The organism is Nocardia inohanensis NBRC 100128 (genome assembly GCF_001612945.1).
GTDB lineage: Bacteria > Actinomycetota > Actinomycetes > Mycobacteriales > Mycobacteriaceae > Nocardia > Nocardia inohanensis.
In genome coordinates this window covers 309,392-323,338 of record NZ_BDBK01000001.1, presented here as the reverse complement: position 1 = coordinate 323,338, position 13,947 = coordinate 309,392, and the positions used below count along the sequence as shown (strand labels likewise).

Genomic DNA, 13,947 nt, shown 5'->3' with positions numbered 1-13,947 from the left:
CACCTGTCCTCGCCGTTGAGGTCCTCCGTCGCCGTTGACGGTGTACGTGGCGTCGCGCCGGTTCTCGGTATTCTCCAAGCCCGAACAAGCCGTACGGTCGAACATTCCTCGGATACCCGGCAAACGGGACTTCAAGCGCCGCGCCGGTCAGCAGCCTGCTCACGGCGTGCCGAGTTTGCGGTGTGATCGCCCGGCGCGGGGGTATAGCGCCGGAAAGATCTCACGGAGGAGTGCTCATGCGAGTCGTCGTGGTCGGCGCCACCGGCAATATCGGAACCGCGGTGGTGCGGGCGCTCGCCGCGGACCCGGCGGTCACATCCATACTGGGCCTCGCGCGCCGGCCGCCCGCGCTCCGCGTCGACAAGGTCGACTGGGCGGCGGCCGACATCCGGTCCGACGAGCTGGAACTGCCGTTCCGCGGGGCGGACGCCGTCGTCGATCTGGCCTGGTCGATCCAGCCGATGCGCCGGCCCCTGGAAACGTGGCGGACGAATATCACCGGAACCAAGCGCCTCTTGAAAGCCGTTGCCACAGCGCAGATTCCGGCCTTGATCTACGCATCGTCAGCCGGAGCCTATTCGCCGCGCCGCGATACGCGACCGGTGCCGGAGACCTGGCCCACCGACGGCTGGCCCGAAGCCGGGTACACCCGCGAGAAGGCGTACATCGAGCGCGTATTGGACCAATTCGCGCCCGCCAACCCGCAGTGCCGGGTGGTGCGCCTCCGTCCGCCGTTCGTCTTCCAGCGCGGCGCCGCCACCGAACAACGACGCATGTTCGCCGGCCCGCTGCTGCCGAACCGGCTGGTGCGCCCCCGCCTGATCCCGTTCGTTCCGGCCACCCCGAAACTCCGGCTGCAAGCGGTCCACGCCGACGACGTGGCCGAGGCGTGCCGGCTCGCCATCCTGCGCGATGTCTCGGGCCCGTTCAATATCGCGGCCGACCCGGTCCTCGACGCCCACCTGCTGGCGGAACTCTTCGACGCCCGCCCCCTGCGCGTCCCACCCCGGCTGCTGCGGTCGGCCGCCGCGGTGGCCTGGCATCTGCATCTGACCCCCGTCCCACCCCAACTGCTCGACGCCTTCCTGCGGCTACCGGTGATGGATACCACCCGCGCCCGCGACGAGCTGGGCTGGAATCCGCGTTTCAGCTCACTGGACGCCGTACGCGAGGTGATCGACGGCGTCCGCACGGCCGCCGATATCGACACCCCCGCACTGGCGCGCAGCGCGAGCGGCCACCTGCGAATCCGCGAATTCGCCTCCGGCATAGGCGGCTTCGACCCCGCGGATCACGAAACCGCCCCGCGAGCCGACTAGTCGGCCGCGGATTCGGCTGGAATTCCGGCGTCCTGGATACGCTCGATGAACCGCGTCAGCGTCTTGGCCAGGCGGGGGTTGCCGGTGGCGAGCAGGTCCAGGCCGCTTTCTTCGATGGCGGCGCTCATCACCTGATGGCTCAGCCGGCCGCGGCGGGTGGGAAAGACCAGTACCCGGCGGCGATCGGCCTCGTCGACCCGGCGATGAACCAGGTTGTCGGAGATCATCGCATCGACCAGACGGGTCAGGTTGGCCCCGGTGAGCAGGGTGGCCTCGGCGAGTTCGGACATGGAGCGGCCTTCGCTGGAGACGACGGCGGTCAGCACGTGCCAGCGGCCGACCGAATTCTCCCCGATACAGCCCGCGATGGCGCGATCCAATTCCTGCGAGGTCCGGCGTATCAGTCGCGCCAGCTCCGCCAGCGCGGCGGCAGCGGTGCTATCGTCCACGTCAGCACTATATACAAGGCCGGATGGTAAAGATTCAAATGGAAATACGTGGTGGAGATTTCCATGCGCCCCTTGAATTCTCGTGACGGCCGGGCGACGGTCGATATCGCTCTGGTCATTCCGCTGAGCGGTTCCGCGGGCATGTTCGGGCCGTCCTCCGAGGCGTGCGCCACCCTGGCCGCCGAGGAGATCAATGCCATGGGCGGCATCCTGGATCGCCCGGTGCGCCTGCATCCCGTCGATTCCGGTGCGCCGCTGCCGCGTTTGGCCGCGCAGATCGGGCGGATGGTGGATCGCGGCGAGATCGACGGCGTGGTGGGCTGGCATCTGTCGAACGCGCGCAAGGTCATCACGCCGCAGACCGCGGGCCGGGTGCCGTACGTGTACACCACTTTCTACGAGGGCGGCGAGAACGCCGACGGCGTCTACATGGTCGGCGAGACGCCCGATCAGCAATTGTTCCCGGCGCTGCGCTGGCTGCGCGCGGAGTCCGGGCTGCGGCGCTGGTGCGTGGTCGGCAACGATTATGTCTGGCCGCGCGAGACAGCGCGTGCGACAAGGGAATTCACCGCCGGTACCGATATCTCCATCGTCGGGGAGACCTATGTGCCGCTGGGCGGCCGCGATTTCCGCCGGGCGCTCGACCTCATCCGCGACTCCCCCGCGCAGGGCGTGCTGCTGTTCATGGTCGGCGCGGATTGCGCGGCATTCAATCGCACCTTCGCCCGTGCCGGGCTGGACGAGAGCCGGCTGAGGCTGTCGATGATGATCGGTGAGGACGTGCTGTACGCGGGCGGCGCGGGCAGCACCCGCGGGTTGTACACCGCCTCGGGCTATTTCGAGAGCGTGATCAGCCCGGAGGGCATGGACTTCGGCAGCCGCTACACCCGCCGTTTCGGCACCTTCGCACCGGCGCTGAACAATATCGGCGAATCCTGCTACGAGGGCATGCTGCTGTTCGCCGCCCTCGCCGAGACCGCCCGCAGCCTGGATCCGCAGCTGATCGAAAGGCATGCGGCACAGGTCGGTTACGCCGGGCCGCGCGGTGAGGTGCGGGTGCGCGGCGCGCACACCACCCAGCCGGTCTTCCTCGCCGACGCCGATGCCCTGCGGTTCAGCGTGCTCGCCGAACTGCACGGCTGACCCGGCAACTCGCGTAATACGAATTTCATCAGGAGGTTTCGCCGCGGAGACACCCGTGCCTTTGTATCGTCTCCATACGGAATATATCCGTATGAAAATAAATGAGGTGAGAGCGTGCCCCTCTACGAGTTCCGCTGCCGCGACTGCGGCAGCTTCGATCGCAGCTTCAGCATGGCCGCGGTGCCGGACCTGACGGAGTGCCCCGGCTGCGCGGCCGCGAGCCGCCGGCAGGTGGGCGGCGGCGCGTTCGTACGGCCGGGCTCGGCCGCCGCACGGCTCATCGAGGCCACCCGCCGGACCGCGAGCGAACCCGCCGTGGTGGGTGCGCCGAAGGGCCGCGTGAGCGCCCCGGTCACCCGGAATCCGTTGCACCGCAAGCTTCCCCGCCCCTGATATCGAAGGAGGGCACTCATGCCCGAGTTGTTGTTCCCGCTCGATTCCCGCAAGAAGTTCACCGAGCAGCAGTTCGTCGGACACAATCGCTGGCATCCGGATATCCCGGCACCGGTGACGGTCAAGCCCGGCGACGAGTTCCGGGTGCACGTGCGCGAATGGTTCGACGGCGCCATCCACAACGACGACTCCGCCGAGGATGTGCTCAACGCGCCGCTGAGCACGGTGCACTGCCTCTCCGGCCCGTTCGCGGTGGAGGGCGCGCGCCCCGGCGATCTGCTGATCGTCGACATCCTGGACATCGGCCCCATCCCGCAGGAGGATTCGGGTCCGCTCGCCGGTCAGGGCTGGGGGTACACCGGCATCTTCCCGACCGACAACGGCGGCGGCTTCCTCACCGAGCACTTCCCCGACGCCTACAAGGCCATCTGGGATTTCAGCGGCCACACCGCCACTTCCAGGCATGTGCCCCGGGTGAAGTTCACCGGCATCATGCATCCGGGGCTGATGGGCACCGCGCCGTCGGCGACCCTGCTGTCGAAATGGAATGCTCGCGAGGGCGCGCTCATCGCCACCGATCCGCTGCGGGTGCCGCCGCTGGCACTGCCGCCGGAGCCGCGGGACGCCATTCTCGGCGCGCTCACCGGCAGCGAGTTCGACCGTGCCGCAGCCGAAGCCGCACGTACCGCGCCCCCACGCGAGAACGGCGGCAATCAGGACATCAAGAACCTGACCCGCGGCAGCCGCGTCTTCTACCCGGTCTTCGTGGACGGGGCCAAACTCTCCGTCGGCGACCTGCACTTCTCCCAGGGCGACGGTGAGATCACCTTCTGCGGCGCGATCGAGATGGGCGGTTTCATCGACCTGCGCGTGGATCTGATCAAGAACGGCATGGAGTTGTACGGCGTGAGCGAGAACGCCATCTTCATGCCCGGCAACGAGGGCCCCAATTACACCGAGTACCTGGCCTTCTCGGGCACCTCGGTCACCCTCTCCGGCGAGCAGCGCTACCTGGACTCCCAGCTCTCCTTCGAACGCGCCTGCCTGCACGCCATCGACTACCTCACCAAGTTCGGGTACACCCCCGAACAGGCGTATCTGCTGCTGGGCGCCGCTCCGATCGAAGGCCGCTTCTCCGGGGTCGTCGATATCCCCAATTCCTGTGCCACCGTGTACATTCCGACCGCGATTTTCGATTTCCCGATCACGCCGTCCGCATCCGGTCCGTACCGGATCGATCCGGGGCCGGGCGCACCCCGCGCTACCCGCTGAAGCTGCCGAGGTTCTCGGCCAGGAAGGACTCGAGGGTGCGTGGCGGTCTGCCGAGAACGCGTGCCACGGTGCCGGTCGGGTGCTCCGGTCGCGCGATGGTCAGTTGCTGGATTTCCACGATGTGATCGGCCAGCCAGGCCGGTAGGCCGGGGCGTTCGGTCAGATGCCGGCGGAAGTCGGCGGGCGACAGGTCGAGGTAGCGGATCGGGGTGCCGAGCAACGAGCTCAGCAGCGCGGCCAATCGTGGGTAGCTGTAGGTCTGCGATCCCGTGAGAATGTATGCGCCACCAGCAATCTCGGCGCGGGTGAGGGCCGCTGCGGCGACGTCGGCGATGTCCCGGCAGTCGATGTAGTTGCAGGGCGCCGCACCCATAGCGCCGACGATGGTGTGCTGCGCCGCCACTTCGGGGCCGAGCAGCAGCAGTTTCTGCATGAAGGCGTAGGGACGCAGGATGGTGTGCGCCAGGCAGGAGGCGCGCAGCACCTCTTCGATCGCGTGATGCCAGCGGGCGACGGCCACCGGCGAGTCCGCGGCGACCGCCGGCGCCGAGAGCTTGACCACGTGTTCGATACCGCTCACCGCGGCGATTTCGATTGCGCGCGTTTCGAGTTCGATCTGCGCAGGACTGTTGCTCATGGTGAGGAACAGTTGGGTCGCGCCGTCGAACGCCGCGCGGAGTGCGGCGGGATCCGCCGCATCGGCATAGCGAATGTCAGCTCGGTGCGCGAGGTGACGCAGGCGATCCGGCTCGCGGCTCAGCGCCCGGCAGGGCAGCCCGAGCTCGAGCAGGCGGGTCAGCAGTGCGTTGCCCACCGCGCCGGTGGCCCCCATAACCGCGATCATGCGTGTGCCTTTCGTTGAACGGCGCACCAGCGCCACGTGATGATGACAGCGGCCAGGGCCGCGGCGATCGGGAAGTCGTAGCGGATGCGATCGGGGAACGACATGGTGGCGGCCAGCATTCGAGCCACTCCCGCCGCGCCCGCCGCCGCGCCGAGCCCGAAGCCCGGCACGAGGATGTATGGCGATACCCCGCTCAACCGGCTGTTTCGAATTCCGCTGTATTGCAAAGCGATTCCGAGCAGTAGTGCGATGAGCGCGGAAGTGCCGGCGATCGAGGTGACCGCGGCGCGCACCAGGTTCGCCTGTCCGGTGATCAATCCGCCCGTGCCGGCGCAGATCGCCGGTGCCAGATAGGCGAACAGCACCTCTTGCCACAGTACGAACCGGGCGGGTGCGGTAGTCGCATTCATGTGATTAGGTCCCTAACTATATGGCCATGCCGAAGCCCTGACGAGCATGCCGGTGATCAGTCCGCCGTGAGCGCGCCCATACCGTCGCCGATGCGCGCGAGCAGGTCCAGGAAGACCGCACGCTCCCTGTGCGTCAATCCGCCGACCATCGCCTGCAAGCGCCCGAAGTGGTCGGCCGCCATATCGCGCAGCTGCTGTGCGCCGCGCGCGGTGAGCACCACCACCACGGCGCGGCCGTCCTCGGCCGAAGCGCGGCGGCACACCAGCCCCTGCTGCTCCAAGCCGTCGATCAACCCGGTAACCGTTGCGCGCGTGACCCCGAGGCTCGCCGCCAATTGCGATGGCGACTTCTCACCGTCCGCGTCCTCGAGGTCCGCCAGCAGCCGATACCGTCCGGTGGAGAGCCCGAACCGCGCGAAGTGCGTCTCGCTCGCCTGCCCGAGGCGCGCCCCCACGGCCAGCAGCCGCACCGCGACGAGCACCGCCTGCGGATCGATCTCCGATTCCAGCCCGTAGCGCCGCAACTGCGACCGCGCCTGCCCCAAAGTGGGCGCGTCGAGGGCTTTCGGATCGATGGTCACAAATCTAATATGGCACCTAATTACCTTTACGTCAAAGGCCGGGCCCGGCGTGACCGATTTGCACTGTATGACCGAGACATCCACCGGATCGGCGATCTTCGGCGTGTCCGCCGAGCAGCGATGCCACACTTGTCGCCGGGTTGGTTCAGCGTATTTCCGACCGCTCCGCGATCGCGGACGAGTGGACAGGAGCTGCTCGTATGTCACAGGGATCGAATCATTCGGGGTCCAGGGGCGAGGATGCGGTCCTGCTGGCCGCGGGGCTGGCGGATCTTGCCTTCAGCCGACTGGTTCCCGTGGTGGACAAGGCTTTCGGACTTTTGCGGCGCTCCGATCTGCTCGGGATGGCAGCGGACGCCGAGCGGGATTTGAAGGCGCGCGGGCGATTGGCGCTGGGACGCAACGCGCCCGTACCTCCGGCGCATCTGGAGTTGCTCGCCAAGCAGGTCTTGGCGCGGCGCGCCGGAACCGACGATGCCTGAGCGACACGACACCGACGTCTTCAAGGCCCGCGTCGATGCGGTGCTCGAGCAATTCGTCGGGAGCGAACGCGAGCGGCTGCTCGACATCGACCCGCGGCTGCGCCCGGTGGCCGATCAGCTGGTCGTGGCCACGGCGCGGGGAAAACGGTTGCGAGCGGCGTTCTGCTATTGGGGCTGGCGGGCGGCCGGGCAGCCCGACAGCGCTGAACTCGTCCGGGCCGCAACGGCTTTGGAACTGGTGCACGCGGCCGCGAGCGTCCACGACGACATCATCGACGACAGTCCCCTGCGGCACGGCGTGCCGACCGTGCATATCGCGCTGGGGCGCCCGCCGGAATCCGGGCAGGCCGGGCGCGCGCTCGCCATGCTGGTCGGTGATCTGCTGATGGCGTTGGCCGGTCAGCTGTTCATCGAGAGCGGGCTGCCCGCGGCCTACCTGTCGCGGGCGCGGTCGCTGTGGGCCGATCTGGCGCGCGAACTGATCGCCGGTGAATGCCTGGAGATCCTGAGCACCGGCGCCGAACCCGATATCGCCGAGTCGCTGAAGGTGATTCGCTACAAGACCGCCAAGTACACCGTCGAACAGCCACTGCTCATCGGCGGCGCGCTCGGCGGCGCACCCGAACGACTACAGCGCCGGTTCTCCGCGTACGGTCTGCCGCTGGGCGAGGCGTTCCAACTCCGCGACGATCTGCTGGGCCTGTTCGGCGATCCCGCGCGCACCGGCAAGGCGAGCCTCGACGATCTGCGCGGCCGCCGCCCCACGGCGCTGCTCGCCGACACCTGGCGAGCCGCCGACTGGTCGCAACGGCAACGCTTGAAACAGTTGCTCGCCAAGGATGATGCCGACGATGCCGACCTCGGCGAAGTACGCGCCCTGATGACCAGCCTCGGCACCCCGGCACGAATCGAGCGCATGATCGACGACCGCGTCGCAGCCGCGACCCACGCCCTCACGGGTATGCCCGCCCCGGCGGCGCGCGCCCTGACCGAACTCGCCCGGTGCTCGACCGCGCGCCGACACTGATGCGCACGGAGCCGAATCCGCCACCGACACAAGGAGTCCCGATGACCTACACCCCAGCATCGATGGACGCGCTGCGCCGGTACGGCGACGAACTCGCCGACGCGACCGTGGCCACCCTGTTCGAACGGGGCGAGGTGGGCAAGTTCAACACCCTGATGCGCTACGTCGCCACCGCGGGCGCGCCGCTCCCCGACGGACTGCCCGACGTCGCCCGCGAATACCTGCACGTCACCGCCGCCCCACCGGACTGGGTGGATTGGGACGAGATGGAGAAGGCCCGCCTGTTCTTCATCGACAACGACGTGCACATCTCCACCGCCCTCTCCTTCGCCGCCATGCCCGCCTGCTACGTGGTCCCGCACATCGCGAAGCTGTTGTCCGCCACCCATTCCCTGGAGTACCCCTCCCGGCGCATGGCCGAGACCGGCCAATTCACCGTCTACCTGATGCGCCCCGACGCCTTCGAATCCGGCAGCCGGTTCATCCCCGCCGTCCAGAAGGTGCGCCTGCTGCACGCCTCCATCAGACACCACCTCGCCCGCGAGAACCGCTGGGATACCGAGAAATTGGGCACCCCGATCTGCCAGGAAGACATGATCGGCGGCCAGCTGCTGTTCTCCCTGCTGGTCCTGGACAGCCTGCACCGCTTGAACATTCACATGAGCGTGGACGGCGCGGAATCCTACTTCTACGCCTGGCGCGTAGTCGGCGCCATGCTCGGCGTGGATCAACAGCACGCACCCCGCGATGTCGAATCGGCCCGCCGATTCCTCGACCTCTACCTGACCCGCCACATGGGCCCCAGCCCCGAAGGCGTCCACCTCACCCGCCAGCTCATCGACCTCTACGAAGACGTAGTTCCCGGCACCCTGCTCGACCCCCTGGTCTCCGCCCTCATCCGCTACCTCGTCGGCGACACCTGCGCCGACTGGCTCCAAGTCCCCCGCACCGCCTGGGACACCGCCGTCAAAACCGTCCCCGCCGTACTCGGCATCCTCGAAACCATCGAGGACAGTTCACCATTGGGCGAATGGGCCCTGGACCGCCTCGGCAACCTCACCAGCCGCTTCGAACTCAGCTCCCTCACCCGCGGCCGCATCATGCACTACGCCATCCCCGAAGACCTCAAACCCGACTTCGGAATCGCCAACGACCGCACCCGCCGCTGGACCCCGCCGGAGGTCAGCAAGGCCACCGGCTAGCCCGGCGCCGTATCGCTAGCCCGCCGGCCAGCCGCCGTTGTAACGGCTCTTGTCGGCGCGGTCCGTGGCCAGGCGCTCGATACCCAGTTTCTCGGCGAACAGGTGGCGCTGGGTGATCCAGCCCAGCACCGAGAGGGCGATCCAGGCGAGGGTGGCGGTGGCCTGCTCCCAGCCCGGGTCGGGATTGCGCAGGAAGGCCAGCGAATCGGACATCCGGCCGAGGCCGCTGAGCACCATGCTCGCGCCGCCGATCGAGGTCAGCCACAGCAGGGCGCGGGCCCGGAATCTGTTCGCCAGGAACGCACCCGATACGCACATCGCGAGCGCCACGATCATGCTCAGGGCCCAGTTCTTGTCACCGGGTTGCAGCACCGTGGCCAGCTTGGTGCCGATCATCGCGCCGGTGAGACCGCCGATGAAATAGGCCGCAAACCGGAACACCAGCGAGGTCACCACCCACGCCGACACCGCGCCGATCAGCGCGATCAGCAACAACCAGGTGAAGGAGGCGTCGAACAGATCGGCGATCAGCCAGCCGAGGCCGAAACCGATCGCGAGGATTCCCAGGTGGACGGAGCGAATTCCGTAGAAGCACAACAGCACTCCGACCAGAGCGACCACGATCCCGTGCACTGCGGACTCCTCTCGATAGCGCGAGGCGGGCTGGATCAGCCGAGCAACTGCGCCTTGGCCGCGGCGAATTCCGCATCCGACAAGGCGCCGGAGGCGTGCAGGCGACCGAGCTTCTCGAGCCGGGAAACCAGATCATCGCCGGCAGCGGCCGCCGGGACCTGCGGCGGCGGAGGCGGCGGGGCCTGCTGCGGCGGAGGCGGGGCCTGCTGCACGGCGTAGGCCTGCTGTTCCGCGGCGCGTTGCCGGGAATGCCGGTTGACCGCATTGGCGGTGGCGCTGGCCGTGCCCGTGACAACGGCGGTACGGGCAATGGTGCCGAGCAGTCCCGGGCGGCCGATTCTTCCTCTGCGAATTACCATGCGCTGCAACCTTTCGCTACGTGGCGGCCAGAACGGCTTCGACATTGTCGCGGGGCACCTGGACGTGCAGAGCGACCTCGCCGCCCGCGCTGCCCACGGTGTCGGCGAGCCGGCGCGCCCAGGTCTGCTCGTAGACCACGACCAGTGCCGAGGTCCCCGGACGCATCGCCTCGCGAGCCAGCTCCAGATCCTCGTCGTTGAGCAGTTCGCGGGCGTCGACGGCCAATCCGGCCAGGCCGATGTCCTCGAGCGGCTCGTCGATCATCTCCACTTCGGTCAGATAGCCGTTGGCGTCCTTGGACAGATAGATCAGATCGAGCACGGTGACGTAGCCGCGGTCGACGACTTCGCTCAGCGCCGCCCGGACTTTCGCGTCCACCCGGATCCCGGGAAAGGTGAGAACGACCAGTTCCACCGGTCCCAGCTTCGATGATGTTTCGGCCATGCGCCCCATGGTGCGGTGGCGAGGATGGATCCAACTCACCCGAATCGGATGAAGTGCGCCGCCGCGATGACGCCGACGATCCGGACGCAACAAGCGCCGCGATTCGTGGAAGGAGCGCCGCACGGCGATACCGTCGGGCGATCAGGCGGATTCGATTCCGGTGCCCCGTTCCGCGCGCCGGCTCGGCGCTCATACCGCGCGACCGAATGACCGAACGCGATGTGCTGGCTGCGCGCGGTCGAATTCACCCGGATCAGGTGAACAGCAGGCCCGCTCCCCCGCCATATCGTGCCCTGATGGGCAGTGTTCTGGGAGATCTCCTTCCGCTGGCGGTGGGTGTGGCGCTCTCGCCCGTCCCGATCGTCGCCGCCATTCTGATGATCCTGTCGCGCAACGCATCCGGGTCCGGCACGGGGTTCGCCGTCGGCTGGGTGGCCGGCATCGCGGTCGCGACCACGGTGATCGTGCTGCTGTCCGGGGCGCTGGACGCGGGCGAGCGCGAGACCACGGTTGCCGGCTCCTGGATCAAGATCGCACTGGGGGCGGCGCTGCTGGTGCTGGCCGGGGCCCAATGGCGGCGGCGAGCCGATGCGGAACCGCCGGGCTGGATGCGAGCCATCGACGACTTCACCACGATGAAGGCTCTCGGTCTGGGCGCTGCGCTGTCGGCGGTGAATCCCAAGAACCTGCTGTTGTGCGCCTCGGCGGGCGTGACGATCGGCGCCGGCGACCTGAGCCCCGGCGGAAAGGCGCTCGCCGTGGCCGTTTTCACCGTGCTCGCCGCGGGGAGCGTGCTCGCGGTGGCGCTCGGCTACGCGGTGGCCGCCGACCGGTTGCGCGGCACACTCGACACGACGCGGCAATGGCTGCAAGCCAATAACCATGCCGTGATGGCGATCGTGCTGCTGGTGATGGGCGCGGCCGTGATCGGCAAAGGCATCGGCGGACTGTAACGCGGTTCGACGCTCGCACGGGAACGGATGGCAGCCATGGCCTGGCCGGTGTTTCAATCCTTGCAGGGGTACCGATCGCAGTGGTTGCGCGCCGATGTGGTTGCGGGACTGACCGTTTGGGCGGTGATGGTGCCCGAGGCGCTGGCCTACGCGTCGATCGCGGGCGTACCACCGGTGGTGGGACTCTACGCGGCGCTCCCGGCGCTCGTGCTGTACGCGCTGGCGGGTAGTTCCCGCCACCTGGTGGTCGGGCCGATGTCGGCGACGGCGGCGCTGTCGGCGGCGATCGTCACGCCCCTGGCCGGAGCCGACGGCGGGCGCTACGTGGCGCTGACCACCGCACTGGCGATCGCGACCGGACTGGCGGGCTTGCTCGCCGGGCTGATTCGCCTGGGGTTCATCGCCGCCTTCATCTCCGAACCCGTGCTGAAGGGGTTCATCGTCGGGTTGGCGCTGACGATCGTCATCGGCCAGGTGCCCAAGCTGCTGGGCATCGACAAACACCCCGGCAACTTCTTCGAACAAGCCTGGGGCGTCCTGACGCACCTGGGCGAAACGAATTGGCGCACAGCGCTGGTCGGCGCGGTCGCGCTCGCGATAGTGCTCGGATCGCGGCGCTGGCTGCCGCTGGTGCCCGGATCGCTGCTGGCGGTGCTGCTCGGCATCCTCGCGGTCGCCGCACTACATCTGGACGAGCACGGCGTCGAGATCGTCGGGCACATCGACGCGGGCCTGCCCACCGGGGGACTGCCCGCGGGCCTGGGGTTCCACGACTACCTCGACCTGCTCGGCCCCGCGGTCGGAGTGCTGCTGATCGGCTTCGCCGAAGGGCTGGGCGCGGCGAAAACCTATGCCGCCGAAGCGGGTTACACCGTCGACGCCAATCGGGAGCTGTTCGGGCTGGGCGCGGCCAACCTGGGTTCGGGCCTCGCCTCGGGCATGGTCGTCAACGGCAGCCTGTCCAAAACCGCGGTCAACGGCTCGGCGGGCGCGCGAACTCAGCTGAGCGGGTTGATCGTCGCCGCGCTGACCGCGGTGACCCTGCTGTTCCTGACGGGCCTGTTCGAGAAACTGCCCGAGGCCACCCTGGCCGGGGTGGTCATCGCCGCGGTGATCGAACTGGTCGATATCGCGGCGCTGCGCCGGCTCTATCACGTCTGGACCGAACGCCTCGGCAAAATCTACGGCCGGGCGGCGCGCGCCGATTTCACCGCCGCGCTGGCGGCCATGGCGGGCGTCCTGCTCTTCGACACCCTGCCCGGCTTGCTGATCGGGATCGGGATCTCCATGGTGCTGCTGGTCTACCGGGCCTCTCAACCGCATGTCGCGGCACTGGCCCACCAAGGGACGCTGTGGCTGGACGCCGACCGCCACCCCGACTTGCCGCGGCGACCGGAGCTGCTGGTCGTGCGCGTGGAATCCGGGCTGTTCTTCGCCAACGCCGACTACGTGCGCGAGCGCATCGAGCAACTGTGCACCGACCGCACCCGCCTGGTAGTGCTCGACGCCGAAACCTCACCGACCATCGATGTCAGCGCCGCGGCCATGCTCACCGAACTGCGGGCCGGACTCGCGCGGCGCCGCATCGACTTCCGCGTCGCCAGGTCGATCGGCCAGTTCGGCGACGAATTGGGTTCGGCAACCGGAAACCAGGCGATCCCGGTGTACCCGACCATCAGCGCCGCCATCGCCGACCTGCCCGCGAACACTGGAACCGAAAGCGACGCCTGAGGTTTCGACGCCGATTGCGACCCGAGGAGCCGAGCATGGGTGAGCTGCTGATGCAACTACTGCCCGAACTGGCGGGGCTGCTGATCACGCCCGGCGCGGTGATCGGCTGCGTGCTGCTGCTGCAATCACAGCGCCCGCTGCCCAACGCCGCGTCGTTCGGCGGCGGATTCGTGGTCGTGTATTCGATGATCGCGATATCGGCGCTGCTGGGCGGCGCGTCCGAACCCGGTTCCACCTCCCCCGACGTCTCGCACGGCGCCGGGCTCGTGGTCGGACTGTTGTTCCTGGCGCTCGGCTGCTGGATGGCGCTGCGCCGGCCACGACCGGTCACCCAACGGCCGCGCCTGCTGAGCGAACTCGAAACCGCCGGTCCCCGAAAAGCATTCGTCATCGGCATCGCGCTGGGCGTGATCAACCCGAATCTGTTCATCATGATGGCCGGGATGAGCGCGATCTCGAGCTCCGACACCGGCGTCGCCGCCGCACTCCTGACCACCCTGTTGCTACTGCTCGCCGCCTCGCTGGACTTCCTCATCCCGATGGGCATCTACGCCGCGCTCGGGGAACGCGCCCGCACCGGCCTCGACACCGTGCAGGCGTGGATGCTGCGCCACAGCCGCATGCTGTCGCTGGGCGTGCTGTTCGGCTTCGGCGCATTATTCACCCTGCGCGGCCTGGCCACATGACTGCGTCGGTGCTCCTGA

The 13,947-nt window shown here is 68.3% G+C and carries 17 protein-coding genes; 10 read left to right on the top strand and 7 right to left on the bottom strand.

The window, feature by feature from the left end; translation table 11 throughout:
• Positions 1 to 236: 236 nt before the first annotated feature.
• Complete coding sequence (locus NI1_RS01545) at positions 237 to 1,319, top strand: NAD-dependent epimerase/dehydratase family protein (RefSeq protein WP_067813323.1); 1,083 nt, start codon at positions 237 to 239, stop codon at positions 1,317 to 1,319.
• On the opposite strand, the gene NI1_RS01540 is transcribed toward NI1_RS01545, so the two are convergent.
• The gene (locus NI1_RS01540) at positions 1,316 to 1,768 is read right to left on the bottom strand and encodes a MarR family winged helix-turn-helix transcriptional regulator (RefSeq protein WP_067813321.1); all 453 of its coding nucleotides are present in this window, start codon (positions 1,766 to 1,768) and stop codon (positions 1,316 to 1,318) included. The genes NI1_RS01545 and NI1_RS01540 overlap by 4 nt on opposite strands.
• A gap of 63 nt (positions 1,769 to 1,831) precedes the next feature.
• Between NI1_RS01540 and NI1_RS01535 the strand changes: the two genes are divergently transcribed.
• The 3 genes from NI1_RS01535 (at position 1,832) to fmdA (ending at position 4,576) form a co-directional block, all read left to right on the top strand.
• On the top strand, positions 1,832 to 2,911 hold the full coding sequence (locus NI1_RS01535; RefSeq protein ID WP_067815053.1) for a substrate-binding domain-containing protein: 1,080 nt from the start codon (positions 1,832 to 1,834) through the stop codon (positions 2,909 to 2,911).
• Between the two features lie 114 nt (positions 2,912 to 3,025).
• Positions 3,026 to 3,304 carry an FmdB family zinc ribbon protein gene (locus tag NI1_RS01530; RefSeq protein WP_067813319.1) on the top strand — a complete coding sequence of 93 codons (279 nt, stop codon included), beginning with the start codon at positions 3,026 to 3,028 and terminating at the stop codon, positions 3,302 to 3,304.
• A gap of 18 nt (positions 3,305 to 3,322) precedes the next feature.
• Positions 3,323 to 4,576 (top strand): formamidase, encoded by a 1,254-nt coding sequence (gene fmdA, locus NI1_RS01525; protein WP_067813317.1) that lies wholly within the window; start codon positions 3,323 to 3,325, stop codon positions 4,574 to 4,576.
• Here the strand turns inward: fmdA and NI1_RS01520 are convergent.
• From NI1_RS01520 to NI1_RS01510, 3 genes are read right to left on the bottom strand one after another with little or no spacing between them, the layout of a single operon-like run.
• Positions 4,566 to 5,420 (bottom strand): NAD(P)H-binding protein, encoded by an 855-nt coding sequence (locus NI1_RS01520; RefSeq protein WP_067813315.1) that lies wholly within the window; start codon positions 5,418 to 5,420, stop codon positions 4,566 to 4,568. The genes fmdA and NI1_RS01520 overlap by 11 nt on opposite strands.
• Entirely contained in the window at positions 5,417 to 5,830 is a 414-nt protein-coding gene (locus tag NI1_RS01515; protein WP_067813313.1) for a hypothetical protein, read from the bottom strand. The genes NI1_RS01520 and NI1_RS01515 overlap by 4 nt, the downstream gene beginning before the upstream one ends.
• Positions 5,831 to 5,886: 56 nt before the next feature.
• On the bottom strand, positions 5,887 to 6,411 hold the full coding sequence (locus NI1_RS01510; RefSeq protein WP_067813311.1) for a MarR family winged helix-turn-helix transcriptional regulator: 525 nt from the start codon (positions 6,409 to 6,411) through the stop codon (positions 5,887 to 5,889).
• A 200-nt stretch (positions 6,412 to 6,611) separates the two neighbouring features.
• On the opposite strand from NI1_RS01510, the gene NI1_RS01505 reads away from it, so the two are divergent.
• From NI1_RS01505 to NI1_RS01495, 3 genes are read left to right on the top strand one after another with little or no spacing between them, the layout of a single operon-like run.
• Positions 6,612 to 6,893, top strand: a complete 282-nt coding sequence (locus tag NI1_RS01505) for a polyprenyl synthetase (protein WP_067813309.1) — start codon at positions 6,612 to 6,614, stop codon at positions 6,891 to 6,893.
• Positions 6,886 to 7,920: a polyprenyl synthetase family protein gene (locus tag NI1_RS01500; RefSeq protein WP_067813307.1), complete on the top strand. Its 1,035-nt coding sequence runs from the start codon at positions 6,886 to 6,888 to the stop codon at positions 7,918 to 7,920. Before NI1_RS01505 ends, NI1_RS01500 begins: the two co-directional genes overlap by 8 nt.
• A 41-nt stretch (positions 7,921 to 7,961) precedes the next feature.
• Entirely contained in the window at positions 7,962 to 9,122 is a 1,161-nt protein-coding gene (locus NI1_RS01495; protein WP_067813304.1) for an oxygenase MpaB family protein, read from the top strand.
• A gap of 15 nt (positions 9,123 to 9,137) precedes the next feature.
• On the opposite strand, the gene NI1_RS01490 is transcribed toward NI1_RS01495, so the two are convergent.
• The 3 genes from NI1_RS01490 to NI1_RS01480 are packed head-to-tail and all read right to left on the bottom strand — an operon-like array spanning position 9,138 to position 10,559.
• A complete protein-coding gene (locus tag NI1_RS01490; protein WP_067813302.1) occupies positions 9,138 to 9,755 on the bottom strand; it encodes an ABC-2 transporter permease in 618 nt (205 codons plus the stop codon).
• 35 nt (positions 9,756 to 9,790) lie between these two features.
• Positions 9,791 to 10,114: an SHOCT domain-containing protein gene (locus NI1_RS01485; RefSeq protein ID WP_067813300.1), complete on the bottom strand. Its 324-nt coding sequence runs from the start codon at positions 10,112 to 10,114 to the stop codon at positions 9,791 to 9,793.
• 16 nt (positions 10,115 to 10,130) lie between these two features.
• Entirely contained in the window at positions 10,131 to 10,559 is a 429-nt protein-coding gene (locus NI1_RS01480) for a DUF6325 family protein (RefSeq protein ID WP_067815050.1), read from the bottom strand.
• Positions 10,560 to 10,855: 296 nt separating this feature from the next.
• On the opposite strand from NI1_RS01480, the gene NI1_RS01470 reads away from it, so the two are divergent.
• Genes NI1_RS01470 through NI1_RS01460 form a run of 3 tightly spaced genes read left to right on the top strand, consistent with a single transcriptional unit; the run spans position 10,856 to position 13,929 of the window.
• Positions 10,856 to 11,512, top strand: a complete 657-nt coding sequence (locus NI1_RS01470) for a GAP family protein (protein WP_067813296.1) — start codon at positions 10,856 to 10,858, stop codon at positions 11,510 to 11,512.
• A gap of 27 nt (positions 11,513 to 11,539) precedes the next feature.
• Positions 11,540 to 13,243, top strand: coding sequence for a SulP family inorganic anion transporter (locus tag NI1_RS01465; RefSeq protein WP_067813295.1), 1,704 nt, complete (start codon positions 11,540 to 11,542; stop codon positions 13,241 to 13,243).
• A 35-nt stretch (positions 13,244 to 13,278) separates the two neighbouring features.
• Positions 13,279 to 13,929: a GAP family protein gene (locus NI1_RS01460; RefSeq protein WP_067813293.1), complete on the top strand. Its 651-nt coding sequence runs from the start codon at positions 13,279 to 13,281 to the stop codon at positions 13,927 to 13,929.
• Positions 13,930 to 13,947: the final 18 nt, after the last annotated feature.

What these genes read in the sequence shown, in the direction of transcription:
- NI1_RS01460 (WP_067813293.1), top strand. Translation starts at nt 13,279, where the DNA reads ATGGGTGAGCTGCTGATGCAACTACTGCCCGAACTGGCGGGGCTGCTG.
- NI1_RS01485 (WP_067813300.1), bottom strand. Translation starts at nt 10,114, where the DNA reads ATGGTAATTCGCAGAGGAAGAATCGGCCGCCCGGGACTGCTCGGCACC.
- NI1_RS01470 (WP_067813296.1), top strand. Translation starts at nt 10,856, where the DNA reads ATGGGCAGTGTTCTGGGAGATCTCCTTCCGCTGGCGGTGGGTGTGGCG.
- NI1_RS01465 (WP_067813295.1), top strand. Translation starts at nt 11,540, where the DNA reads ATGGCAGCCATGGCCTGGCCGGTGTTTCAATCCTTGCAGGGGTACCGA.
- NI1_RS01515 (WP_067813313.1), bottom strand. Translation starts at nt 5,830, where the DNA reads ATGAATGCGACTACCGCACCCGCCCGGTTCGTACTGTGGCAAGAGGTG.
- NI1_RS01495 (WP_067813304.1), top strand. Translation starts at nt 7,962, where the DNA reads ATGACCTACACCCCAGCATCGATGGACGCGCTGCGCCGGTACGGCGAC.
- NI1_RS01535 (WP_067815053.1), top strand. Translation starts at nt 1,832, where the DNA reads ATGCGCCCCTTGAATTCTCGTGACGGCCGGGCGACGGTCGATATCGCT.
- NI1_RS01505 (WP_067813309.1), top strand. Translation starts at nt 6,612, where the DNA reads ATGTCACAGGGATCGAATCATTCGGGGTCCAGGGGCGAGGATGCGGTC.
- NI1_RS01500 (WP_067813307.1), top strand. Translation starts at nt 6,886, where the DNA reads ATGCCTGAGCGACACGACACCGACGTCTTCAAGGCCCGCGTCGATGCG.
- fmdA (WP_067813317.1), top strand. Translation starts at nt 3,323, where the DNA reads ATGCCCGAGTTGTTGTTCCCGCTCGATTCCCGCAAGAAGTTCACCGAG.
- NI1_RS01480 (WP_067815050.1), bottom strand. Translation starts at nt 10,559, where the DNA reads ATGGCCGAAACATCATCGAAGCTGGGACCGGTGGAACTGGTCGTTCTC.
- NI1_RS01545 (WP_067813323.1), top strand. Translation starts at nt 237, where the DNA reads ATGCGAGTCGTCGTGGTCGGCGCCACCGGCAATATCGGAACCGCGGTG.
- NI1_RS01520 (WP_067813315.1), bottom strand. Translation starts at nt 5,420, where the DNA reads ATGATCGCGGTTATGGGGGCCACCGGCGCGGTGGGCAACGCACTGCTG.